Annotated in this window: 26 protein-coding genes; 5 read left to right on the top strand and 21 right to left on the bottom strand. The window is 45.4% G+C overall.

The genetic code is table 11. The features are described from left to right. Position 1 precedes the first annotated feature (1 nt). From EI981_RS27830 to EI981_RS27880, 11 genes are all read right to left on the bottom strand, one after another. Positions 2–1204, bottom strand: coding sequence for a Gfo/Idh/MocA family protein (locus tag EI981_RS27830; RefSeq protein WP_127003836.1), 1203 nt, complete (start codon positions 1202–1204; stop codon positions 2–4). Then, entirely contained in the window at positions 1201–2058 is an 858-nt protein-coding gene (locus EI981_RS27835; protein WP_127003838.1) for a metallophosphoesterase family protein, read from the bottom strand. The genes EI981_RS27830 and EI981_RS27835 overlap by 4 nt, the downstream gene beginning before the upstream one ends. A 14-nt stretch (positions 2059–2072) precedes the next feature. Continuing rightward, positions 2073–2852 (bottom strand): carbohydrate ABC transporter permease, encoded by a 780-nt coding sequence (locus EI981_RS27840; RefSeq protein ID WP_227011947.1) that lies wholly within the window; start codon positions 2850–2852, stop codon positions 2073–2075. Positions 2853–3001: 149 nt separating this feature from the next. Beyond that, positions 3002–3892 (bottom strand): carbohydrate ABC transporter permease, encoded by an 891-nt coding sequence (locus tag EI981_RS27845; protein ID WP_127003842.1) that lies wholly within the window; start codon positions 3890–3892, stop codon positions 3002–3004. An 86-nt stretch (positions 3893–3978) separates the two neighbouring features. Next, complete coding sequence (locus EI981_RS27850) at positions 3979–5352, bottom strand: ABC transporter substrate-binding protein (RefSeq protein ID WP_127003844.1); 1374 nt, start codon at positions 5350–5352, stop codon at positions 3979–3981. A 47-nt stretch (positions 5353–5399) separates the two neighbouring features. Beyond that, the gene (locus EI981_RS27855) at positions 5400–6263 is read right to left on the bottom strand and encodes a YncE family protein (protein ID WP_127003846.1); all 864 of its coding nucleotides are present in this window, start codon (positions 6261–6263) and stop codon (positions 5400–5402) included. Between the two features lie 136 nt (positions 6264–6399). Beyond that, positions 6400–7242, bottom strand: coding sequence for a helix-turn-helix domain-containing protein (locus EI981_RS27860; RefSeq protein ID WP_127003848.1), 843 nt, complete (start codon positions 7240–7242; stop codon positions 6400–6402). 194 nt (positions 7243–7436) lie between these two features. Then, positions 7437–8600, bottom strand: coding sequence for a tryptophan synthase subunit beta (trpB, locus tag EI981_RS27865; RefSeq protein ID WP_127005084.1), 1164 nt, complete (start codon positions 8598–8600; stop codon positions 7437–7439). Between the two features lie 65 nt (positions 8601–8665). Further along, positions 8666–9385, bottom strand: a complete 720-nt coding sequence (gene sfsA / locus EI981_RS27870) for a DNA/RNA nuclease SfsA (protein ID WP_127003850.1) — start codon at positions 9383–9385, stop codon at positions 8666–8668. 46 nt (positions 9386–9431) lie between these two features. Then, positions 9432–10349 carry an HPr(Ser) kinase/phosphatase gene (gene hprK / locus EI981_RS27875; RefSeq protein ID WP_127003852.1) on the bottom strand — a complete coding sequence of 306 codons (918 nt, stop codon included), beginning with the start codon at positions 10347–10349 and terminating at the stop codon, positions 9432–9434. Between the two features lie 213 nt (positions 10350–10562). Beyond that, the gene (locus tag EI981_RS27880; protein ID WP_127003854.1) at positions 10563–11063 is read right to left on the bottom strand and encodes a CarD family transcriptional regulator; all 501 of its coding nucleotides are present in this window, start codon (positions 11061–11063) and stop codon (positions 10563–10565) included. A 131-nt stretch (positions 11064–11194) separates the two neighbouring features. On the opposite strand from EI981_RS27880, the gene EI981_RS27885 reads away from it, so the two are divergent. The 3 genes from EI981_RS27885 (at position 11195) to EI981_RS27895 (ending at position 13220) form a co-directional block, all read left to right on the top strand. After that, entirely contained in the window at positions 11195–11692 is a 498-nt protein-coding gene (locus tag EI981_RS27885; protein ID WP_127003856.1) for a MarR family winged helix-turn-helix transcriptional regulator, read from the top strand. Beyond that, positions 11670–11981, top strand: a complete 312-nt coding sequence (locus EI981_RS27890; RefSeq protein WP_127005087.1) for an ArsR/SmtB family transcription factor — start codon at positions 11670–11672, stop codon at positions 11979–11981. The genes EI981_RS27885 and EI981_RS27890 overlap by 23 nt, the downstream gene beginning before the upstream one ends. 75 nt (positions 11982–12056) lie before the next feature. Continuing rightward, the gene (locus EI981_RS27895) at positions 12057–13220 is read left to right on the top strand and encodes an MFS transporter (protein ID WP_127003858.1); all 1164 of its coding nucleotides are present in this window, start codon (positions 12057–12059) and stop codon (positions 13218–13220) included. Between the two features lie 75 nt (positions 13221–13295). Here EI981_RS27895 and EI981_RS27900 read toward each other — a convergent pair whose 3' ends face one another. Together EI981_RS27900 and EI981_RS27905 are read right to left on the bottom strand one after the other, a co-directional pair. After that, positions 13296–15344, bottom strand: coding sequence for a methyl-accepting chemotaxis protein (locus EI981_RS27900; RefSeq protein WP_127005089.1), 2049 nt, complete (start codon positions 15342–15344; stop codon positions 13296–13298). A 533-nt stretch (positions 15345–15877) separates the two neighbouring features. Beyond that, positions 15878–17269, bottom strand: a complete 1392-nt coding sequence (locus tag EI981_RS27905) for an MATE family efflux transporter (RefSeq protein WP_127003860.1) — start codon at positions 17267–17269, stop codon at positions 15878–15880. Between the two features lie 215 nt (positions 17270–17484). On the opposite strand from EI981_RS27905, the gene EI981_RS27910 reads away from it, so the two are divergent. Next, positions 17485–18063 carry a DUF4062 domain-containing protein gene (locus EI981_RS27910; RefSeq protein WP_127003862.1) on the top strand — a complete coding sequence of 193 codons (579 nt, stop codon included), beginning with the start codon at positions 17485–17487 and terminating at the stop codon, positions 18061–18063. Positions 18064–18183: 120 nt separating this feature from the next. Here EI981_RS27910 and EI981_RS27915 read toward each other — a convergent pair whose 3' ends face one another. From EI981_RS27915 to EI981_RS27945, 8 genes are all read right to left on the bottom strand, one after another. Then, positions 18184–19548, bottom strand: coding sequence for an FAD-binding oxidoreductase (locus tag EI981_RS27915; protein WP_127003864.1), 1365 nt, complete (start codon positions 19546–19548; stop codon positions 18184–18186). Between the two features lie 165 nt (positions 19549–19713). Further along, positions 19714–20178, bottom strand: a complete 465-nt coding sequence (locus tag EI981_RS27920; protein ID WP_127003866.1) for an SMI1/KNR4 family protein — start codon at positions 20176–20178, stop codon at positions 19714–19716. Between the two features lie 45 nt (positions 20179–20223). Beyond that, a complete protein-coding gene (locus EI981_RS27925; RefSeq protein ID WP_227011616.1) occupies positions 20224–20622 on the bottom strand; it encodes a hypothetical protein in 399 nt (132 codons plus the stop codon). A 6-nt stretch (positions 20623–20628) separates the two neighbouring features. Next, a complete protein-coding gene (locus EI981_RS29845; protein WP_227011617.1) occupies positions 20629–20796 on the bottom strand; it encodes a hypothetical protein in 168 nt (55 codons plus the stop codon). Positions 20797–20842: 46 nt separating this feature from the next. Beyond that, positions 20843–21205, bottom strand: coding sequence for a hypothetical protein (locus EI981_RS27930; protein ID WP_127003868.1), 363 nt, complete (start codon positions 21203–21205; stop codon positions 20843–20845). Between the two features lie 122 nt (positions 21206–21327). After that, entirely contained in the window at positions 21328–22260 is a 933-nt protein-coding gene (locus EI981_RS27935; protein ID WP_335926282.1) for a methyl-accepting chemotaxis protein, read from the bottom strand. 332 nt (positions 22261–22592) lie between these two features. Further along, on the bottom strand, positions 22593–23057 hold the full coding sequence (locus tag EI981_RS27940) for a phage tail protein (RefSeq protein ID WP_127003870.1): 465 nt from the start codon (positions 23055–23057) through the stop codon (positions 22593–22595). 44 nt (positions 23058–23101) lie between these two features. Continuing rightward, positions 23102–23581, bottom strand: a complete 480-nt coding sequence (locus tag EI981_RS27945) for a GyrI-like domain-containing protein (RefSeq protein ID WP_127003872.1) — start codon at positions 23579–23581, stop codon at positions 23102–23104. A 108-nt stretch (positions 23582–23689) separates the two neighbouring features. Between EI981_RS27945 and EI981_RS27950 the strand changes: the two genes are divergently transcribed. Beyond that, entirely contained in the window at positions 23690–24655 is a 966-nt protein-coding gene (locus tag EI981_RS27950) for a helix-turn-helix transcriptional regulator (protein WP_127003874.1), read from the top strand. Positions 24656–24667: the final 12 nt, after the last annotated feature.

The raw sequence follows: 24667 nt of genomic DNA on the forward strand, positions 1-24667 counted from the left end.
CTCACAACCTCGCCTTCGCCTTGAAATCCGGAAAATCCACCATATTTCCACCTAATCGAACGGACTCCATAGATAAAAAGAAGACCGCACTCCACGTAACTGCGTCGTATACATCCACCAATGGGGGACGGTTCTCCTGTATCGAGGAGATAAATTCTTCAAGTACAAGGAAATCTCCTCCCCCGTGCTTCGTACCCGCAGCAAAATGCCCCCACTGTTTCCATTTCGGATGATCATACTCTGGTTGATAATGAGATATTGGTTCCCACATCTCGGATCCATCTACCTCATTTAACGGGGATCGATTCTTCAGCCATAAGAGATCCTCTTCAAACTGGTGTCGTGCCGACAAATAGGCTCCCTTCGTTCCTTGCAACATATAGTGCATCTTATTATGCGGTCGTACGGACGTCCAATCGACACGCAGCGTAATCAGCACGCCGTTCTCAGTCATCAGTGCCGCCACAGCGGAATCCCCTTGGCTCCAGAAGCCCTCACGGGCTGCCGGGTGGTCATTGCCATATTGCTCGCCAAAATAGTTCTGCAGCGATCTGGATTTAGAGACATGAGTAGAAATACTCTTCAGACGATCCCCGCCCGTCTTATTAAGCCTAATCCACTGTGCAGCAGGCCCAATAGAATGCGTCGGGTAGTTGATTCCATTATAATTCTGGTGAAGCTGACCGCGCCAAGTCAGTGATCCATCCGGGTAATGAATCAAATGGCGCAGATCATGGATATATCCCCCTTCAACATGAGTGATTTCACCGAACAATCCTTGCTCTGCCATATGATTTACCATCAAATTAGACCTAGAGAAACAGTAATTCTCCGACATCATATATTTCAGCCCCGTACGCTCTACGGTTTCAATGAGTTCCCATGCTTCCTCAAGGGATTGGACAGCGATAACCTCACTCAATACATGCTTACCCGCATTCAAAGCCTCCACCGAATGACGCGCATGTAAATGCATGGGACTTATCACAAATACCGCATCGATAGAGGGATCCTGCAGCATGCGAGAATAATCATGGTATGTGCGGATTCCAGGAAATATCTCTTTCCACTGGTCAAGAACCAGCTCATTCAGATCGCAAGTAGCCGTGAGATCAATCCGATCCGACATGGCATTCAAAGCATTCAAAAAACTGGCCCCCCGATTGCCCCCTACGATCGCCAATCTGACACGCTTACGGGTCATGGGCTAACCTCTTCTTTACTCAGATCTTGGAGATGAAACTTCAAATTATTAGAAACCTCATCTCCTTCCGCATTGGGGTGAGGATCGTAATCATACATTCTCCCGGAGAAAACCTCGGCCAATTCCCGATAAGGCGCGGCAGAGAGCTGAACTTTTTCAATACTGATGGATGCACCCTGCAGATTCACGGATGTAGCAACGGGCAAATCGGGTACGGCTGCGACCTGTACAAACTGCCAGCGACCACGTTGAACCATCGACTGAACATGGTTATGACCATTGAAGAATATTCCTGGCCCTTGATGTTCATTTAAGATCTGCAATAAATCCAGTGCCGGATCAAGACACATCATAGTCTCCGTCGATCTAGCAGTTGTGTTGTATATCGGGTGATGAGAAAATACAAGCAGCAGCTTATGGCCGTATTTATTCATCTGCTCGCGAAGCCAATCCAACTGCTCGTAGTCAATCATTCCTCCCCAATTCTCCGGTGTCTCACGAGCGGTATCCAATAATATCAAAACTGCCTCCTCTTCTTCTATAGCCAAATATCGAGGCTGCCCGGTTAATGCCTGAATATCATCCTTGGAAGAAGAATGCGTGTCATGATTACCCAATACATACAGGAATCGGCCATCCGGCAACGAGCTTGCAACATGATTCATAATAAATGTAAATTCAGAGGTTGTTCCCGCATGTGTCAAATCACCGATGGATATATGATAGTCACCTTCAAGGGTGAGGAATTCTTCGAGATACTGACTGAAGAACCTGTCCCTTGCCTCCTCCATCTCTTGATTGGCATTGACCAACTGCTCTGGATAATGCAAATCACCCATAATCATTAGCTTCATCGAAAGATCCTCCTTTATCCTTTAATCCCCGAATGCATGAAACTGCTGATAAACTGCCGCTGGAACAGCAGAAATCCAATCAACATCGGCATGATCACAATCAATGTTGCCGCGCTGACATCAGCCCATTGCGTCCCCGATTCAGTCGATTTGGCGAACATGGCCAACCCCACGGTTAGCAGACGATTCTCTGGGGAATCTGTCACAATCAGTGGCCAGAGAAAATCATTCCAATGAAAACTGATAGAGACGATAGCAAATGAGAGGTAGACCGGCTTGGCTAATGGCATGTAAATACGAAGCAGGATTCTTAGCGCCGAAGCACCTTCTACACGTGCCGCTTCATCCAGTTCATGAGGGAGCTGCTTGAAGGCCTGCCGCAACAAGAACACCCCAAATGCCGAAGCAAAATAAGGGAGCATGATGCCGAGCTTGGTATCAAGTAGACCTAGTTCATTGATAATCTGATAATTCGAGAAAATAAGAACATCTGGTGGAACCATGATCTGAACTAAGAAGAGCATGAATACAACTCGGCGTCCAAAAAAGGGAACTCGAGCAAAAGCATATGCAGCCAGCGTCAACGTAAAAATCTGCACCAAAAATATTGCAGCAGTCACGAGAAATGTATTCCATGTATACTGTCCAAACGGTGCACCTTCCCACACCCGTATGAAGTTATCCAACGTAAAGCCCCAGGACCAGGCTGACCCAATGGATGCTTCCCTCGGAAGGAAGGCATTACGAATCACCCAAACAAGCGGGATTAGCCAAACAACGGCGAGTGCCAGCATAATTACGTACCAGAGTGCCTGTCCTGCCCGTTGGCCAAGTATCGACTGAAGCCATCCGTCCCGCGTCGTTCTCTTATGCTCCAGACGCTGATGTACCGATAAAGATAGTCCGGAAGAATCCTTCATGGTTGTACGTCCCCTTCCACCTTCTACTGATAATGAATCTTGCGTTCCCATCCGGCAAATTGGAGGCAGGATATAATAAGTAATAGAATGATCATCAAGACGGTCATAGCCGCCGCCATACCCTGATCATTGAATTTAAAAGTCGTCTCATAAATGTAATACAATAACAAACTGCTGGCGTGATCCGGCCCTCCCTTTGTCATCATCCACAGATGATCGACCCATTTAAAAGCGTTAGTGATTGCTATGACAGTGACGAACAATGTGGTCGGCATCGTCAATGGAAGGGTAATCCGCCACTGTTGCTCCCATGCTCCGATTCCATCTACTGACGCTGTCTCATATAGGTCCTTCGGTATCTGCTGCATCCCAGCTAGATAAAAAATCATAAAATACCCAGCCTCTTTCCAGACCGTCATTACGATTAAGGAGCCAAGTACTGTGTTCGGGTTACCTAGTAGATGCACCTCATTGCCAATAATCCAGGAGGCAAATTGAGCAAATAGACCGAACTGGGGCATATAGAGAAACAGCCAAATGCTCGCCGCGGCGATCATTGGAATCATATTCGGGTAGAAAAAAGCAATTCGAATCAGACCTTTGCCCCGAATCGCCTTATCTGCGAATAATGCCATGACAAAAGCTAGCGCTATAGAGACTGGGACCGTGCCAATGGCAAACCAGATGTTATTCCGAAACACCTCGATAAAAATAGGATCCTGCATCAGCGCTTTATAGTTATCGAATCCTACAAATACAGGATTTCGAACAGCTAGATTTTTCTCATAAAAACTGAGCCAGACCGACTTAAACATCGGGTAGTATGTAAACATACAAAGAAATAAAAGGGATGGCATAACAAGCCCCCACCCGAATCCATTCCGCCTAAGCTTCTCGCTCCAACGGGTGCTCATACCACAGTTCTCCTCCTCGCAGCTTCGTAAAGAGAAATTCCGGCGGGTTGTTCTCAAGCTGCATCCCGCCGGAAACACTCAAATGGTCATTTATTAAAGGGCGCGAGGGCGCGATCCGCCTCTTCCTGCGCCGCTTTTAATGCGCCAGCCGCATCTATTTTACCCGCCAGCGCGGATTGGATCTGGTTCGTGAGCGCCGAAGATACTTTGCCGTGATTATGGGTGGATAGTTCACGGAAGGCATATTGCAATTGATCCCGGGCTACGAGCGCTTGGGGAAAACCCTCTGTATAGGTCTTCATCGCTTCTGTATCGTAAGCCGACTTGCGTACTCCAACATAACCGGATGATGAACTGAATAACGCAGCTTGCTCTGGAGCAGTCAGGTATTTAACAAATTCCCAAGCCGCCGCCTGCTTCTCCGGACTCGTATCCTTGAAAATGTATAGATTGCCCCCGCCTGTGGGTGATCCAAACTGCTTGTTCGCCGGAGAGAAAGCAACACCGAAATCGAACTTGGCGTTACTCTTCACATTAGTCAGATTTCCGCTGGTATGCATCATCATCGCGGTCTTGCCTTCTATGAAATCGGTCGGCGTGGCTCCCCAATCAATTACGCCTTCTGGCATTGCCTTATACTTATGAGAAAGGTCGAGCCAAAATTGAAGAGCCTCAACATTCTCCGGTGTATTAAAGTTAGCCTTCTTACCATCCTCCCCCATAATGCTCTGCTTCGGATCACTTGCATTCTGACGGGCAAACATCTGGAACATCCAGTAGGAGTCATCATTCCCCGGTATCTCCAACCCGGTATGTCCATCACGATTCAACTTCTGTGCAACATCCACCAGCTCATCCCAATTGGCTGGCGGTTGGTTTGGATCAAGACCAGCGTCCTTGAACATATCCTTGTTATAGTAAAGAATAATCGTACTTCTCTGGAATGGTACACTGTAGGTATGGCCGCCCGCTTGCGTATCCTCTACAAAGGCGGGATAGAAATCATCCCGATTGAAATCCGCATCCTTGGCTATGAAATCATCCAGTGGAATAATCGCCTCCATATCCAGCATGCTATACAGTTCAGTAGACATCATTACAGCTACATCCGGTGGCTGCTTAGCCTGAACCCCTGCCTGAATCTTAACTGTATTATCACCGTAATTACCGGTGTAAACTGGTTTAACCTTAATATTGGGGTTCTTCTCCATAAATGAATCTGCCATACTATCGATAACCTTGGTTAGCGGTCCACCAACATTGACCGGATAGTAGAATGAAATCTCAACGGGTTCTTTTGCCGCCTGATCAGGTGCAGCACTGACAGGTGTTGTAGCGTTCCCCACACCAGAATTCACCTTGGAAGCCGATGTCTGATTGCGGTTTTCTTGCCCACAGCCAGCAAAGACAAATGTAATCGCGAGTACAATTAGAACTAATCTACTATCAAGCTTCAGCATGAGTTTTCTCCCCTCATTTTTATAAAGCAGTCCCTTACATGTCGACATTAAGGCGCGTAATGCCTGAAATTAATACTAATGCGATTGGACCCAACATCGAGTATATGCAGGATTGAACCATTCGCCTGAGGAAGTACGGCGATCCCCTGTGCCTCGCTATTGCTTCCCAAATTCCTATCAAATGCTAGGGTAACAGCCCCAGTGTCAGGGTCGATTCGATATACAGACTTTGTTTGATTATCGGAAGAGGCATACAAATAACCATCATACATTTCGGCACCTTGAATACGGTCAATAGGCTGGCTGAGCGGGACGGTCTTCAGCAGGGTCATATCGCTGAGCCGGAACACATTCAGTACCGGTGCATGATTCCACTGAGCCGTATATACCTGGTCACGAGCAGCATCAACAGCTACCCAAGGTACTCCGCCGGGATGAAGATTTAATGGGAGCTCATATGAGATTCCCGTATACTTTAGTGTTGCCGCATCGAAGAGAGCGATATAGGGATGCTGATACTTCTTACTATCTTCAATCGGAGCATAGATTAGGCCGTTATAATAGGAAATATCACCGATATGGTCCCCACCCTGCAGTGCAATCGCCGCTGGGATAGCTGCTACGTTCCTAGCCTGCACTGTTTTCCCGTCCAACGCCGTCTTAAGAAGTCCGAGCTGGGAATTGAATATCCATGAGCTTCCATCCGATGTGACCCCTTGTCCACGCTCAAATGCATCCGTAAGCAGGAAGGTCTGTTTGGATACCTCATGCCAAAACTCGTTGACGCCCTCAACACGTTGTGCGTTCAGCTCAACTCCGTTCACTGCTGGGGCTGCCCATACCGCAGTTGTTAAAGAGCCCATCATTATGGCTGCTGCACAGATCAGACTAGACACTCTTTTCAGTTTCATGGTTTTCCTCCTCCTGATTAAACCTTAATTTAGCTCAGTTACTGCCTCTTGTTTTTCTCACCGAGCTTTAATTTGATTGTAGCTTCAGGAGAATGCCCTCTCTTGAACAAAATGATTGTTTTGTTGAACAAAACAATCATTTTGTAATAATCCTATTCCCGGTTACTTCTTGGGTATACTGTTTGGGAGTCATTCCGGTCAGACGCTTGAACATTCTCGTGAAGTGTCCTTGATCGGCGAACCCCGCCCGATCAGCAATCTCCCTTAACCCGTACTCCCCTTGGCAAATCAGCGATTTAGAGTGTTCAATTCGTAAGCGTATTAAATAATGATGCGGTGTATGACCCGTCTGTTGCTTAAATAGCCGGGTATAGTGAGATAAGCTTAGATTGGCTCGATCCGCCAGCTCCTGAATCGAAAGTTCCTCTTCCAAATGGTCCTTCATATATTCAACCGTTTGATAAATATCCTGATTCAATGTAATCCTAGAGGCCACCGGTCCCCTGCTTACTTTAGAATAGTGGCTCAATAGATGTACTGCTAACATATTGGAGAGAGAGTCAATATATATCTTCCCTTGCTTGCCTTCATTCTTAAGCTCTTCTAGCATCCACAGACCAAGCTGCAGCAATTTGGGATCTTTAACATAAAACTTGCGCTCAAGCTGAATGTATCCTTCCGTTAGAAAGCCGGACTCACGTGCAACACGTTCCAAGAATGAAGGAGGGATTTCGATTTGCAAAAAATAAAGAGAGGCTTTTCCCCATGAACTCAACATAGGTTCACCCGCAGGAATAATATGAATCGTATAGTAATTCTCATAATAAGCGGAGCAATGTACGCCAAGCAGATGCTTCGTTCCGGGTGACTTACTGATCGCCTGTTCGGGGGAAGGCCATCTCCCTACTTGAATATTCTCCCATCCGAGAGTCTGACTCGTAAGTACGCTCATTAGATAAGCACTTTCATTTGTCCTCATCCCATCACCCCTTTTTCCATTAAGTTAACAATCCACTATTCGTATGATATTAACTGTAAGTAAAAGGGACCTACGAATTGTAAAGCTAGCGATCTGTTAGTAGATTCATTTAGGCTCAAGCCTATTTTTAAAAAAACGAAGGCACCCAGACTGTTGGGTGCCTTCGGTGAAGCCTATTATGATAATATCTTGGATTATTTCTGAAGCATTTGGAACACTTGCTCAACATCCTTATCGCCGCGACCAGACAAATTTACAATAAGAATCTGATCTTTACTCATCGTAGGCGCTAGCTTCTTCGCGTGGGCGACCGCATGAGCACTCTCAAGAGCAGGAATAATCCCCTCCGTACGGGACAATACCTGGAATGCTTCGAGCACTTCTTCGTTAGATACGATCACATATTCCCCCCGCTCAGAGACTTTCAAATGGCTATGTTCCGGCCCAATGCCTGGGTAATCGAGACCCGCTGCAATCGAATAGGTCTTCTGCGGCTGGCCCTCCTCATCGAGAAGTACTAGACATTTGAAGCCGTGAATCACGCTCGGAACGCCCTGCGTCAAGGTTGGTGCTTGATCCGGCTCAACCCCAATCAGACGAACGTCTGGCTCATCGATATAATGGGCGAAGGCACCGATCGCATTGCTGCCGCCTCCGACACAAGCGATCACCGCATCAGGCAAGCGACCTTCCTTCTCCAGGATTTGCCGTCTTGATTCTTCGCTTATTATGGATTGGAAGTGCTTGACCATCGTCGGAAATGGATGAGGCCCGACAGCAGAACCTAACAGATAGAATGTATTCTGATAGTTCATCACTAGATCATTAAGCGCTTCATCTACTGCATCCTTCAACCGACCTTGTCCCTTATTAACCGGAACGACGGTAGCTCCCAGCAGTTCCATCCGGAATACGTTCAGTGCTTGCCGACGTGTATCTTCAGCCCCCATATAGATGACACATTCCATATCGAACATAGCGCAGGCCGTCGCCGTCGCTACCCCGTGCTGTCCAGCGCCAGTCTCAGCAATAATCCGCTTCGCGCCCATTCTTTTGGCTAGTAGAATCTGGCCGATGGCGTTGTTGATTTTATGTGCTCCTGTATGATTTAAATCTTCCCGCTTCAGATAAATCTTAGCTCCGCCCCAGGCATCGGACAATCGTTGTGCGTAAGTCAATGGACTCTCCCGACCCACATATTCACGCAAATAATAACGAAGCTCTTCATTAAACTCGGGATCATCCTTAAACTTGTAGAACTGTTCACTTAAATAGTCCATGACCTCTTGCAATTCCGGCGGTACGAAGCTGCCTCCGAACTCTCCAAAGTACCCTTCTTGCTGCAGCTGTTGGCCCATCATTTAACACCTCCATAATAGATACAATCGAAAATTTTTCTTACTATCGTACCATAATTTGCTGCTTATGGGCGGTTTATTTTCCGAGCCTCCATACCTTCAATTTGAACCGGAAGCGGTGCATCAATGATGCAAGCATCTTCCTCAACCAACGCGTCGTAGGCCAGGATCTGTACGCCTTGAAGCGACGCCTGCCGTAAGGCATCTGCAAAGGTCGGATCCATCTCCCGATGCGGGGTAAGAGAGCAGCAGCCTTTCATTTGCACAATAAATAGAATGGCGCAGGTATCCCCCTCTTGAGCTGCCCTAATCAATTCCAGTACATGCTTGGTTCCCCTGGAGGTTGGCGCATCGGGAAACATGGCTACCCCATTCTCCTCAAGGGTCACTCCTTTTATCTCAATAAATCCCTTTTCGTCATCCTTTTCAAAATAAAGATCAAACCGGGAATCTCCATAAGTAACTTCCCTTTGTATATGGTTCACTGCGCCAAACTCCGACAGTTTCCCTGCCTTAAGCGCCTCAAACGCCATTCGATTAGGAGCCAGGGAATCAATATTGACCCAGCCGCCCCCTTTAGCTACCGAGATTAGTGAGAAGCGCGTCTTCCGATTAGGTCGATCGTTAAATTCCAACAGAACCTCTACGCCGGGTTGAAGCAGGTTTGTTAGGCGTCCCGTATTCTTGATATGCACCTGCTCCTTGATCCCGTTCACGTACACTTCGGCCATAAACCGGTTCAGCTTCTTCTCGAAGCTGCCATGTACCATATTCGTATATTTCATATCTTGTCCCTTCTAAGGTCATCTTCTATAACGAGAATGACTGTACTTAGGACCGCATCTCGTCCTCAATCCGCTTCATGAACTCTTCCGCGGCACTGTAGCCAAGCTGCTTCAGATACCAATTATTTGCCGCTGCCTCGATCAGACCAGCTACGTCGCGACCCGGCTGCAGCTGAATCTCGATATGCGGTATCTGAACACCCAGATAATCAATGAACTGGGGCACGACCTCCAGCTCATTGTTCAGGGAATCCCCCTTCCACGGGGTTAATTCGATATCAAGCACTATCCGCGTCTCGTCCTGAAAGGCTCTTCGCCCATATTGGCGTACGACATTAATCAGTCCGACGCTGCGCAGAGCAAGAAATTCACGAGTAGTCTCGTTATGCGATCCAAGTAGCGTTGCTGGACCGAGCCTCTTAAGCACCACGATATCGTCCGCTACAAATCGATGTCCCCTCCGGATGAGCGTATGGGCTGTCTCACTTTTGCCAATGCCGGATTTACCCCTGAGCAGGATACCTATGCCGGAGACATTTATACATACCCCATGAATCGATACCTCCGGTGCCAGTGCCTTCACAAGATAACCATCCAGCTTGGCAATAAAATCCGTTGTTGTCTCTGATGTCCTCAGCAAAGGGATGCCTTCCTGCTCGCAGAACAGAGTTAGAAAAGGGATCTCCTGCTGGCCCGACGTCACAATAAAGCAAGGCGGGTGATATTTGACGATGTTCCCAATATGCAGCTTGCGTTCCTCTACCGTACGCGTCAATAAATAGGTAATCTCCTTACGACCAAGTATTTGAACCCGCTTCATAGGGAAAAAGTCAAAATACCCGACAAACTCCAGCCCCGGTCTATGTGTACGAGGTCGAGTAATCTCGCGATCCATGTAGCCGGCTCCAGTTAGCACCTCTAATTTGAATACCTCCGCCAGTCTCTGAACGGTGATCGTCTTCATTGTCTCTCCTCCTTCGAACTATCTATCCTAGTTGGATTGATTTTAACAGAATTCTGTTAAGAGTTCCTCTCTGTCTTCTAAAAGTTATAAGACAGTTCATCCTATAGAGGTGTTCGAAAAGCTCACCAAAAAAAATCACTAACCCTAAAACAGGATTAGTGATTGTTGGTTCGGTATTTTAATAGCGAACGGGAATCTCTATTTATTCAATCATTAAGCACTCTGCGCAATTAAGCCGCTTACTTTATCCAATACAGCCTCATACGTAGTTCCCAAAGCGATTGCAATTTCTTTGAACAATATATTTCGAGTTGAAGTTAACATGGTCTGATCTTGATTGCTCAGCTTTTTGTTATTTCTTTCGGCCTTCTGCTTTTGACGCATTAGCGTATTTATAATTTTAGCGATTTCTTCCCTGTTGCCAGAACGGATGACTTTAGAATACGTATGATTGCGTTCCGTATTTCTCTCGATCCATTCCGTACCCGGAGATCTAAAGGATTGTATGACCTCCGTGGCCTCCTCCCGTCCAATAAGGTTACGCATGAGCAAGTTGTGGTTGTCTACCGGAGTGCTGATCTTTAGTTTATCGTCGCTCAACGGATGTAAATCATAATACAGCTTCAGTTTGCCGGCAATTTCCTTCTCACTTATATTATCAATTCTGCATATGCCGTGTACTGAATATATAACCAAATGACCCACTTTAAACATGCTGTCGTCCTCCTCGCCATTTGTCAACTAGGTTGACATACATCTTTATTATACACCATCGTCAACCTAGTTGACAATGAACGGGCGGCTTTTGTATATTGAATGAGCATATGTCGAAAGGAATGATTTTTATGAATTCAGAATTGCATAACCTAGATTTATTAGACCTGATCAGTGAGCTTTATATCCGTCTCCGTAGCTTGAACAATCAATTGTGGCATCAAAGCCATGACATCCATATATCCAACTCAGAATGGTTCATTATGGCGAGAATCTACAAGAAGCAGGTAACTATATCCTATGTCGCGAGGCAAATGGAAATTTCTCGTCAGGCTACACATAAGTTTATTAAAAATCTGGAATCCAAAGGCTTGGTCGAAATCAACAAGGCACAGCATAACAACAAAGATAAATGCATCCAGCTTACAAAGCTTGGTGAAGAATGCTTCGAACAGAACAAAGCCATTAGGGAAACGCTTGAAGCTAAGATTATTGCCTCCATCGGATCCGAGCAAGCGGATCAGCTTGTACATATTTTGAAGATGGATTGGGGATTGGATGATGCTTCATCTTTACAAATCTATAAAAGTAGATATAATGATGGACATGGAACCTTTATTAATTTATAAAGCTTTATCTAACGAGACGCGTTGTCAAATCATGCAATGGCTAAAGAATCCAGCAGAGTTTTTCGATGAAGAGCTCTATTTGAGACAGGGGCTTAATTTCCGCATTGGTGTATGTGTTGGAGATATTCAGGTAAAATCGGGACTGGCCCAGTCTGTGATATCAAGCTATCTAGCCACCATGCAGCAAGCTGGTCTATTGGAATCTGAGCGAATTGGAAAATGGACATATTATCGACGGAACGAAAAGACTATCCAGCAATTCGCCGAATACGTTCAAAGTAAACTATAGCCGGAAGGAGGCTTTTTTTTCTCTTTTATATCTATAATTCTATATATGTGTATTTAAATGGAGGCAAGTTATTCAATGAAAAAGATTCATTCTTCACTAATCATCTTTCTAGCTCTAGGTGTATTTGGCATTATCACTACGGAAATGGGCATTATCGGTGTCCTCCCCCAAGTCACTCAAAAATTTAACATATCCCCCTCAGAGGCCGGGTATCTTGTAAGCATATTTGCCTTAATTGTTGCCATTTCAGGCCCCTTCTTGACCTTACTTGCCTCTGGCATTAATCGCAAAATCATATTATTAACCGCTGTATTTATGTTCGCCGTCTCTAACATTGTCTATGCTTACACAACTAAATTCGAAGTCATGCTAGCTTTCCGGATTGTCCCTGCTATCTTTCATCCCGTCTTTTTTTCAATTGCTCTTGTGACTGCAGCCAGCCTTGTACCTTCCGAGAAGAGCGGCCAAGCAGTCACCAAAGTTTTTGCCGGCATCACCGTCGGATTCGCTTTTGGCGTACCGCTGACTTCTTATCTGGCCGAGAAGATCTCGCTGGAAGCTGCCTTTCTATTTGGTGCTATAATAAGCATCATTGCCTTTATAGGGATACTCGTCTGGCTTCCTTCCATGCCTGTTCAGGAGAAAATGTCTTTTGGCAAGCAGCTTGGCATCTTGCGCAAACCTCAATTGTGGTTAACGATTCTGACCGTTGTCGTTATCTTTGCCGCTATGTTTTCCGTATACAGCTACTTTGCCGAATATCTTGGACAAGTCAGTCATATGAACGGATCATGGATTAGCATGATGTTGATGGCATTTGGTATCACGATGATTGCCGGAAACTTTTTATTTGGGAGCCTTCTGCAGAAAAGCTTAAAAAAAACTTCGCTTCTATTTCCTCTGATATATACGGTTATTTATTTGGTCATTTATTATCTTGGGTCTTACTTCATACCCATGGTGGCTTTCGTATTTATATGGGGCGCCGTGCATTCCGGGGGACTTATTATCAGCCAAGCCTTGTTGATGACGGAGGCAAAAGAAGCCCCCGAATTTGGCAACAGCTTGTTTGTCTCCTTCTCCAATGTAGGTATTACAGTAGGAACATCGATCGGAGGCTGGTTTATTTCCCGTCTCGGCACACATCAGCTCATCTGGTGCGGCATAATGTTCGCGCTGCTCGCTTTCCTGTTGATTGTCGTAAAAATAGCGATATCCAATGGGGATAAAAAAAGATGACTCCTGTTCAATACAGGGAATCATCTTTTGAGGGACCACTTTATCTATAACTAGATAAATGGCCCTCTTTTTATTTTATAACTTGAACTCTTTCACGAGGCTCTGCAAATCATCCGCCATTTTAGCCAAGGATACAGAGAACGAGTTAACTTCCTCCATCGACGCCAATTGTTCTTCCGCTGCGGCTGAAATGTCCTTCGTGCCATCCGCCGAATTTTTCGCCACTTCAGAGATTTGACTAACAATCTCAACGGCTTGTCCTGTACTGGATTGTATCTGCTGGGAATAAGCAGTAACCTCTTGGATTTGCGCCGCTACTTCATTAATGGATTGTTGAATGAGCTCGAACGATTTACCAGCATTATCGACAATTTCAATGCCCAGACCCACTTCTTTGGTTCCCTTGCCCATCGCTTCGACGGCAAGTTGGGTCTCGCTTTGAATCGAGGAGATCAGCAGCCCAATCTGTCCTGCCGAGTGAGCGGAGTGCTCCGCCAATTTGCGGATTTCATCTGCAACTACGGCAAAGCCACGGCCATGCTCCCCTGCTCGAGCAGCCTCAATGGCAGCGTTGAGCGACAATAGATTTGTCTGAGTAGCCATATCGGAGATGACCTTGGCCATATCTTCGATTTCGGCTGATCTTGCTCCCAGATTCGATATAATTTCGGCAATTTGCGTTACTGTATCTTTGATCGAATGCATCTGTGTAATAACCGTCTGAATTTCCTCGTTCCCTTCCCCAGCGGTTCGGGATGTCTGTACTGCCGAATCTGTCACTTGCTGTGCATTCGCGGCAACTTGCTGCACGTCTTCAGCGACCTCTTTGATCGAATTGACACTCGTTTCGGCATCTTGAAGCTGCTGATCTGTACCTTCAGCCATTTGTTCAATGGTTAGAGCAATCTGTTGGGTCGCCTTGCTCGTTTGTTCGGCATTTGCGGACAGCTCTTCAGCCGAAGTTGCCACTTCTTCCGCCGTAAACTGGACTTTCGAAATAAAGCCTCGTAAGTTTTCCACCATCGTATTCACGGAGTGGGCTAATTCACTGACCTCATCACGGCCACGGGTCTTTAATTCAGACACCGTTAAATCTCCTGAGGATACGCGTCCGGTAACAGAGGCAACCTCCATAATCGGCCTGGATATTTGTCGGCTTACGAAATAAGCAATGGCACTCACGACAACCACAACAAGTAATATTACGATGGTCATCTCTTTCTTAACGGTATCGACCTGCTCCGTTATAGCTTTCTGTGGGAGGTGAAGAAACAATCCATACCCCGTCTGTGCCATCGGAGCATGAACTACGATAAACGTTTTACCTCCGTCTTTGTATGTAGTAGAACCCGAACTTGTCCCCTGGGATTGCAAAATATTCCCTAATTCCTGCGGAACTCCCGATTCGCCAATCGTCTTCCCGATTAACTCCTCGTTAGGATGGAGTTGAATAATCCCCTTCGGGTCTACAACGATAGGATAGCCCGCTCCGTCATTGATATATAAATCTTGCGTGTATTTCTCCATAAAAGCTTCAAAGTTAACTAGTCCAGTAACAACCCCTAATACCTTATCGTTCTCACCTTTTACTGGTGTAGCTACGATAATAGATCGCTTTCCAGTTGATTTGGCGACTACGACTTCACTGTAGGAGTCTTTACCCTCCAACCCGCTCTTAATATACCACCTCTCATTTAGGTCAACTCCGATATTACTTTCGAATGTATCTGAAGCTACAACCCCATGATCATTGGTAAATGTATTCCCGTCGAACACCTTGGTGCTTTCCGTAAAGTTTTTAAGAAATTTAGATTTCGACACGGAATCCGTAGACTTAATATCCGTTGTAGAAGCCAAAATTCTCACTTCAGCCATCCGTTCCCCAATATACTGATCCACGGTGTCGGCTGTATTGGCGACGAGCTTCTCATAGCTCTCCCGTTGCTTATTAATAAGTGCAGAAGAAGACTCGTTAAAAATATAGGTTGATGTCGTGACTAGCGGAATAAGTGCAACAACTAAAAATAAGAGTATGATTTTGTTGCGCAGCTTACCGATAAATAAATCCGCAGTCTTGCCAACAACCCCTTTCTTTGATTTTTGAATAGATTCAGAACTCTTCATCATTCACCCCTCCGTAATAAGTACCAAATTACCTTGCTGAATAAAATGTGGACTGCCGAAAATGAATTCAACAGTCCATGAACCACTTCTTTCCTGGTCGTTGCATCGCATTGGAGGGCCATGATTGGTCCGTTCAATTTGAACTTCTTTTCAAGGAATGTGACTGGAACTCTTTGTCATCGTAGAGCGTATACCTTTCCTACGAGGAATCTCTTTCTTTAACGTTTTCAGTCACGCTCAATCAAAAAAATCCGGCTGGCGCAGTCCCCCGGAAATCCCCTACCATTAACTTGAGGAAATAATTACCTTCATGATATGCATTTATACACTATTAATCGGATGCTTTTCAACATTTTTTTATATTATTCGACATCCTTTTTCAGAAAATTTTTCAAGTAGCGGAAATCCATACCTGACTTCTGTCAAAAAAGGCGAAGGCCCCTTATACCAAAGGGTACCTTCGCCCAGTTCCTAAAGCCCGCTGCTCTTGTGAGCAGAATTCTAACTCTCTCTTACTCCTCCTTCGGGAGAGGTTATGCTTGTGTTTCGATGCTGACGTCCGAGACGGAAAGTGGCTTGACGAGGGCCTTTTTCTCCCAGGCCCGGCTTTTCCAGCGAAGCAGCATGATGATCCCGCGCAACCATTCGTCCACCGCAAATGCGATCCAAATGCCAAGCAGCCCAAACCCAAAATGAACGCCTAGCACATAAGCGAGTGGAACCGAAACTCCCCACATCGAGAGCACGCCCATCATAACGGGAAAACGTGCATCGCCAGCGGCGCGGAGTGAATTGATTACGACCGTATTGAAGGTCCGACCCGGCTCAAGCACGATGGATAGTAAGAAAATAGTCGCTCCCACAGCAATGATGTCAGGGTCATTTGTGAACATGCCGATCATCTGATAGCGGAATAGCGATGCTATACTGACGATCACTAATGTTAATATGAAACTGATTCTCACACTTTTGATCAATCTATGGTAAGCTGCCTTCTTCTCCCCTGCGCCAACCATTTGTCCGACAATAATCTCCGTACCTGATCCAATCGCCATTGCAAGCGCCATAAAATAGTTCGACACGTTCATAACATAAACATGCGTATTCAACGCCGTAACTCCAATCATATTGACAAAGCTGATGATCATCAGGTACTGCGATTGCCAGGAGAGATGCTCTCCCGCAGCAGGCAAGCCAATGCTCATGATCTGCTTCACGTACGAACGGTTCCAGGTCACATAATCCTTATGCCGAATCGGTGCAGGAATGCGGCGGTATAAAATCACGATAAGAACGAGGATACCGAGCAAACGGCTAATAACCGTCGATACAGCCGCTCCCGTAACGCCCCATTCTGGAAATCCGAAGTTACCGAATATAAGCAAATAATTGCCTGTCATATGGATGATGTTGACACCCAATGTAACATACATAACGCTCTTCGTATGTCCCGTGGAGCGGATAACCGACGAAATCGCATAAGACAGCGCCTCAATCCAAATGAAGCCGCCGATAATCCTTAAATAATGGCTGGCAATGCCAATTTGTTCAGGATTCAAATTCAGTAGATGCAATAGTGGTTCACCGAAGCTTACTAGTACAAGGCTGACGAGAATCCCGAAGATCAGGTTAATCGTAATGGCTAACGCCGAGATTCGGCTCGCCTCCTGCTCTCGTCTGGCCCCGATATACTGGGACACCGCGACACTCGTTCCGATTCCGACAAAGCCGAACATCAGAATACAGAAGAAAATAATTTCGTTAGCTAACCCAACCGCCCCTGTGGCCGTATCGGACACGCGGCTTAACATAAATACGTCCACCGTACCCAGCAGCATCCGAAGCACGGAATCGATGAAAATGGGCCAGGTTACGGCGAAGAGACTAAGTTTTTTCCATGATGGAATTTGATCAGTAGTTGTCACGTTTCTGCATGCTCCTATTAGGTCAATTCTCTACATCTACCCTAGTTTAATGCGTGTTAGCAAAAACGTCTATAACATAAAAAAATCACTCCCCCCTCAATAAATAGCTGCCCCCTTCTAAATCTGTTATCCTCTAAATTCGCTGGTAAATTATTGACAAATAAAATAAGCGAATGGTAAGTTTAATAATAATTTCATTTAACAAAAGGTGGCCTATGAGAAAAAAATTACAAGTTTATATATCGTCTACTTTTCCCGATTTAATTGAAGAAAGACACACTGCTGTGGAATCCGTGCTTAAGGCGGGTCATATCCCTGCTGGGATCGAGCAATTCTTTAAGTTGCGTCAGCTAGGAATGATGAAGAAATGGATCGATGAATCCGACATATTTATTCTAATTCTCGGCGGACTCTACGGGAACATGCTTCATGACGTATCTAAGAGCCATGTCCATTGGGAATATGATTATGCCGGCGAAGTTGGCAAGCCTAGATTTGCCTTTGTCCTTACAGACGAGGCCTTAAGAGAAAAGCCATACGATTTTGTAGTATTGGAAGACTATCCGCAATACCTGGAATTCAAGAAGTCCGTTCAAGAAACAGTACCTTTCTATCATGTTGAAGACATGCGCCACATTCAGATGGTTCTTCGTGATCAATTACCTGAGTATGGAAAGAGAGACGATCTGAATGGCTGGTATTCCGGCAAGGATCTCCCGGACGTACAGAAGTTATTAGAGGAGAATGCTAAATTAAAGGTGGAGTTAGAGGAAATGAAGCGAGCAAATCCGTAATACGAGACATTCTAATGCATGGTATCGTCCCGCAAATAATACACAAAGCCCCCTTGTACAAGGGGGCTTCAGTTTTTCTCAGGGAATGGCTGTGGCCATCTGTACCATGAATACTTGCTGCTAATCTACAGGTATACTCTGGGCAAAACGAAATACATTATGAGGATCGTACTTCCGCTTCACCCGCTTCAATCTTGGAAAGTTCACCCCATAATACGCCTTTGGCCAGTTCTTGATCCGCAAGTCAGGAAAATTCACATAATCCCCTACAACGAAGGGACGTAAAGCTCTGCGGAACCTTTTCACCCATTGAATATTCCGCTGCTGCTCGCCATTGTTCCTCCAACGTGCTGAGAGTTCATAGATCGTCTCTGCCTTCCTGTGAGGATAGGCCGTAGCCGTCGGAGATACACGGCTCACTGCACTTCCCGTACCACCTAAGCTTTGACACCACACGGTAGAATGCTTATTGGGCGCGTGAGATAGAAAATCACGGATGATCTTTACCCCTTCACGAGGTAACGGTCTAAACCCGAAAGCCCCGGATATTTTAAACTTGGGCTCCAGATTCAGATCCCCCTCCGCAAAAAACTTGGTTGCTTCGATAAAAGGCACGGTTCGCACCATCGCTTTCACCGGAGTTCCAGTCCGCAGCAAAGGTCTGATCCATCGCCGCAGCTCCGCTGCACTGCCCAGCAATTGTCCAGTCGACACGATCGTTCCCACCTGCTTGGCAGCCACTTCAATGGTTGAGGTTAAGCGGTTCGTGACGGAAGGCGCCCAGCGCTGCCATGTGGGGAATACCTTCTCCAGGTCGCGCCATTTCCAGGTAATACTGTAGATGGAGACCATCTTTATAGGCCGGACCCGGAATGTATACGCCGTAGAAATGCCATAGTTTCCTCCACCGCCGCCCCGTGATGCCCAGAGCAGGTCGGTGTGCTTCTTCTTGTTGGCGATGATCGTCTTCGCCCCATACCGTCCTGATGCTACGACCATCTTCACTTGTTTGAGGTTATCGCAGGTAAGTCCATATTTACGAGAAAGTAGTCCAATTCCGCCTCCCAGAGTTAGCCCGCCAACCCCAACGTCAGGCGCAGTTCCGGCCGGGAGGGTCACACGCTTATCCCACAGCTTCCGGTATACGCGTGCAAGCGGGTTGCCTGTCTGTACATAGGCCAGCCTCCTCCTACGGTCCACTCTCACCTGATTCATCTCACTGACATCGATAATAATCCCGCCATTAACCGACGAGAATCCTTCATAGCTATGACGCCCGCTGCGCGCTCGCAGCCGTACACCCCGCTCACGCGCCCATTTGACGGCGTTGATTACATCCTGCGTTCGTCTGCAAAACACAATAACCCGTGGAAACTTGGAAAAGCGCCTGTTATACTCCATTCTAGCCATATTGTACGAAGAGCTGCCCGGCAACACGATTCTACCAGTCAGTCGAGTGCCTGTCTTCTTCCGGTTCTGGGCCATTAACTATCCACCATCCTCGTTCAAGGAGTAAGCTACTGCCATCTGCTTATTCCTATGTCGGGACAACTGACCTGGTAACGGCTCCCGCCTTGTAGAGACAAGGTACAAAAAAAGACCGCCAACAGTAGATTCACTATTGGGGGTCTCTGAGCCGGAAACACTTCACTAGCCTCCACTTCGCTCGTCAATCAACCGTTCAAGAAACTCGGCAAAGGTTGAAGCGTACTTATCGATCAAGTCATTCATAAGATCGTAACACATAATTGGAAATTCACCCTGTTCATTACTGGAAGACGTATCAAAAAAATAAAGCTCATCGCTATCTGGAACAAACAAATCTAGTCTATCGGGGAAACGGCTCACCCACCACTCCTCGGCTAAATTTAATCTGTGTATATAAAGAAGATCGGTATGGTCATATTCTCTATGTTCTGGAGGACAAATCGCTAGGATATTCCCGCCATTCAACCCGGCATTACCGTAATGAATCAGCCACCAGCGATAAGATGGCGGTAGACGGAATCCTAATTCCTCTTCTACCTCCACGATCCAGCTTTCTTCCACCCCTCGACCGGGATACCACTTTAACGCAGATGTCGTCTTCAGTTTGTCTGCCAAACGCTCATACATCGGTTTCATCCCCTCTACGTCACTTATAATAAGGGTTTTCGTATCTCAGCAAAATTCATATTTTTCAAATCGTTTTTGGAGAGTTTCTTCGTACGGTATCCACTCCCAATCGCTCCATATAGACATGCTTACGAGTTCCGACAGTTTGTCTACGGCTTGTTCCGGACTCGTAATGCCGATAAAGTCATCAAATTCCTCATTATGGATATCCAACACTTCTCGAAGGTAGTCATCATGAAGACGCTCTTCTTGGAGTCCATATTCATCCCTCGTCCATGGCCCACAAAAGATTCTTTCAGCTTGGACGTCTCCGCCCTTGAACATCGACAACTCGAATATTTCCTCATTCATATATCCGGCGGTCATCACGAGCTCCTCAATCAGCCGGGACAATGTTATGCCAATCTTCTTCACCGTGCCCCATACCAAATAATCGTGGAGCACGCTGATCTAGTTCTCGTTGCTTTTGCTAACGTACATGGTAACCTTGAACTCTTGAGCCTCATTTTTGGGCTTACCTAATACTTCGGGGTGCTCTTCACTTAGCTTTCTTAATGCTTCGATCGTCTTCTCAAGGTCTTTCGATTTGATATGCAAATTTGCGAATGATCTTCCCACAGGATAACCTCCTCCAAATCGTTCTCTTACTTTACGATAAATCCTGCTACAACGAAAAACCATTGTCACCCTTTTTAGCTGCATATTTCAGCGTGTATGTTCCTTCTTCTCCAAAGGGCATTGTAGCTATTTTAATACGGGTATAATCTAGCCTGCTCTCTCTTAAAATTCTTTTTATCAAAGCGATACTCCGTTCTTCATCTGTAACGACACAAAATAGGTTAAGCGCATACTGATTGGGGTCGGAAATGCATTTCCCCATATCAAAGCCATCTACATAGCCTAAATTAGCTTCGCCTAGAGTTATCTCCAGGTACTCCATTACTTTATCTCTTAACCAGCAATCACGTTGATTCCCTTTTGGACTTTTCATGGGATACTGTACTACTAACCAGAATTGTTCGTTCAATTCATTCACCTCCATTTATTTAAGTATTGGCTGAGCTTTCTTACTAAAACTGATTCATGTCTATATCCGATAGTTAAAAAGACCGCTATCCTGTTTTCACTGGAATATGCGGTCATTTATGTTTAAATATTTTCAGCAACGTTTTGTGCTTGCTCATCTAGCTTCTGGGCGAAGGCAACGATGCTGTTGAAGTCCTCCATGGTCACACGTATCTGCTTCTGACTCTCTACGATAGAAGACTCAGCGCGATTGATACCTTCTGAAATCTCGGATATCTCCTGTGTTATGCCGCCAATGGTTCCCTGTACCTTGATTATAGATTCTGACACCTCACCTGACAGCTTACGTACCTCCTTAGCGACTACATCAAACCCCCTGCCATAAGGACCCGCATGGGCTGCCTCAATAGCTGCATTTAAAGAAAGCAAGTTGGTTTGGGAGGCAATATTACGGATGGTCTCCACAATCCCCTGAATCAATTTGGCCTGCTCCTGTAGACCCTTAAGGGTAAGGATATTATCTTCTGAAATCTCTGCAATCCGGTCCACACCCAACAGCAGCTCCCGACTCCGGTTAATTCCTACTTCTGCTCGCTGATTCAGGACTTGGGAAGTAGACTCCAACTCCTTAACAACTGTGGTCAGGCTAAATTGGCGTTCAGTAATATTCGTTGCTATTTTTAAAATGCCGATGATTTCAGACTCCTGTTCGTTATATACCGGCATATAGGTTGCCTCCAGCCACACTATTTCACCACGGACATTTTTCCGTTCAATCTTATCCTGGAAGCTTTGCCCAGAGAGTAGGTCATTCCAGAATTGTTCATAAGCTGATGAGTTAGCAAAAGAGTCAAAACAGAAGTCACGATGCTGCATTTTCAATATATCCTCGATGGAATATCCCACCACATTAGCAAATACCTCGTTAACATAGGTCACTTTTCGGTCGATGTCAAAACGGATCACGGCAAGATTCCGCTCCATCGCTCTGACGATCAATTCGTTCGTTATCGGCTGTTTATCCCTAGCATAGTTAAATTTTTGGGTTACATCCACTTTTAGGTCTACCTCCACTGTTAAATAGAGCATCATATGTATACATAATAATCCCAATATATTAGTATACCAACTGTATCTTTACAATACCTCTACATACTGCTGAGCTATTTCTAGCAATTAAGCAGAAGCAAGTTTTAAGGGACGGTCACTTATATACGATCCTAAACGTACCGCCATAGAAAAAATCAAGGACACCCAATTAGGAGTCCTTGATCGTCTACAAATCGCTATTATCGCCGACCTCGAAAGTTACGACGCAAACCCTTAACCCATTTGTCTGGAATCTCCCAAGGTATGAAGTGTCCGCCATGTTCATGAGCGGGTGCCCGTTAATACTCTCCTTTAATTACAAAGAACGAGCCCCGGATGGTTCCGGCAAGTTTGGACTTCTGCCTAGCAAACTTAAACTTCGCTTCTAACTCTTTGGGAACCTCCATCCCCTCAGAAAGCTTAAAACCAACGGCCCGTTTCTTAGGGTCATCAATCGTATACATCACATTAAGCCCCAGACCATCCTCATAAAAGACGTAGGTAAATTGGATATTTTCAACTTGAAAACGCGACGTCTCTAAAGGTTTGGCTGCAAACTCAATATCACGTTCTTCTTTCAAAATTCGGTTCACATAATCCAGGTTCTCCTGGCTTTCACTAGCGGGTACAACCGTAAATTCATGCTTGTATTTATTCATGAAATAACGGGCTTCATTAGCACGTAATCCAGCAAGCGCGTCTGCTACAGGAGAAGATTCTAAACCAACCGTAGACACCTCTTTGAAATCAACGAGATACGACATTTCCATCCCTCCTAAAAGTTCATGCGAGCGTTACATCTATGTCTCTATTTATTAACAACGGGAATCCACATTTCTCCAAATACTACACCGTCTCGCTGCCCCATCTGAACCGTTGTATTTGGCCCACCCACATAGGCAAAATCCTTGGCTTCTGGTAGTACCTGACCAAAGGCAATGCCAGCAAGCTTATTACTGAGCTCATCAGCCGTCGTCCCTTCCCCTTTTACAACCAGGTATTCCCCCTTTGGGAATTGAATAACCCTGGTTGCCTCTGGCAATGATTCCTCTGTCATGACACCAGCATAGTGCATCATCTTGTTATTCACCGCTTCGTTCACAGCAAAAATGTAATCATTTGTGGCGATGGCTTTTAAAGTGGCAAGCCTTCCATCTTGTTCGACAGCCGACCAAAAGTCTGCCTTTTCCTTGTTTATGCCGACAAAGTCTGTGTAATCGCTCTTCAGCTCTGTCCCAATTCCTAATACGATAAAGCTTTCTTTTTCCTCCAACGTATATTGTGCCATATTCTAAACCATCCTCCTTTTAATTGAATCAAATGATTTGTCTTTTCACTTGATGGGTTTATAATAGCCTTAAATCATGTCAAAAAGTGACACTGTTTAGGGGGCCTTATGAGAAAAGTTGAACGGATTAATATCATCATGCGGTATATTAATAATCGTGCCCACTTTACAATTTCTGAAATCATGCAAGAATTTAACATCTCTCGTTCGACAGCTATTCGAGATATCAGAGAAATTGAAGCCTTGGGTATGCCACTTGTCGCTGAAGTTGGGAGGGATGGAGGGTATTTTGTCATGAACAACTCTGTCCTTCCCACGGTACGCTTTACTGATAATGAGATTAAAGCCCTTTTTATCGCCTTTATGGCTACAAGAAATCAACAACTCCCTTATCTAAAGAGTCGTCAGTCTTTAACTGAAAAATTACTCGGCCTCATCTCAGAAAACCAGCAAGACGACCTTGTTTTTTTAAATCAGATATTGCTGTTTGAAGGAACCAACCCCCATAATCCAGATCTACTTGATCTGTCAGACCTACCCCATCCCATGACCGAAAGACTCTTTCAAGTTCTTCTTATGGATAGCTATTTATTGGTGACCATCCAGGAAGAGAAGGTAATACAGTCTTATCCCATTTATCTCTTGCACCTTTATCACGAGAAAAGCCAATGGCTCATTGAAGGCTTTGACTTAAAGGAAGAGAAGAGGCGGATTTTTCCTGTCGATAATCTCATCCATGTTGAACCATACCCTACGAAAAAAAGAGAAAGTAAGAAAAAGATTTTAGAAAAACTAAATAAGCAGGAAGAAGTAATCAACCTGATCCTTGAACTTGGTCCAAAGGCGATTGCCCAGTTCAAGAAATACCATCCTTTGAAGGTTTCCATTTCTTATACGAATCCTTATCAAACTACAGCCATTCTAAAAACGTTTATCCATGTTGATCATTCAGAAGAATTAAACGAAATAACAAATTGGTTACTCTTTCTAGGTGGGGATATCAAAGTCAGGGAAGTGCCAGAAGAAGTCTTACAAGCTCTACAAGAGAGATTTAAGATTTTGGGGTTGGAATGACCGCAGCAGTAT

Origin of the sequence: Paenibacillus lutimineralis (assembly GCF_003991425.1) — a bacterium.
GTDB lineage: Bacteria > Bacillota > Bacilli > Paenibacillales > Paenibacillaceae > Fontibacillus > Fontibacillus lutimineralis.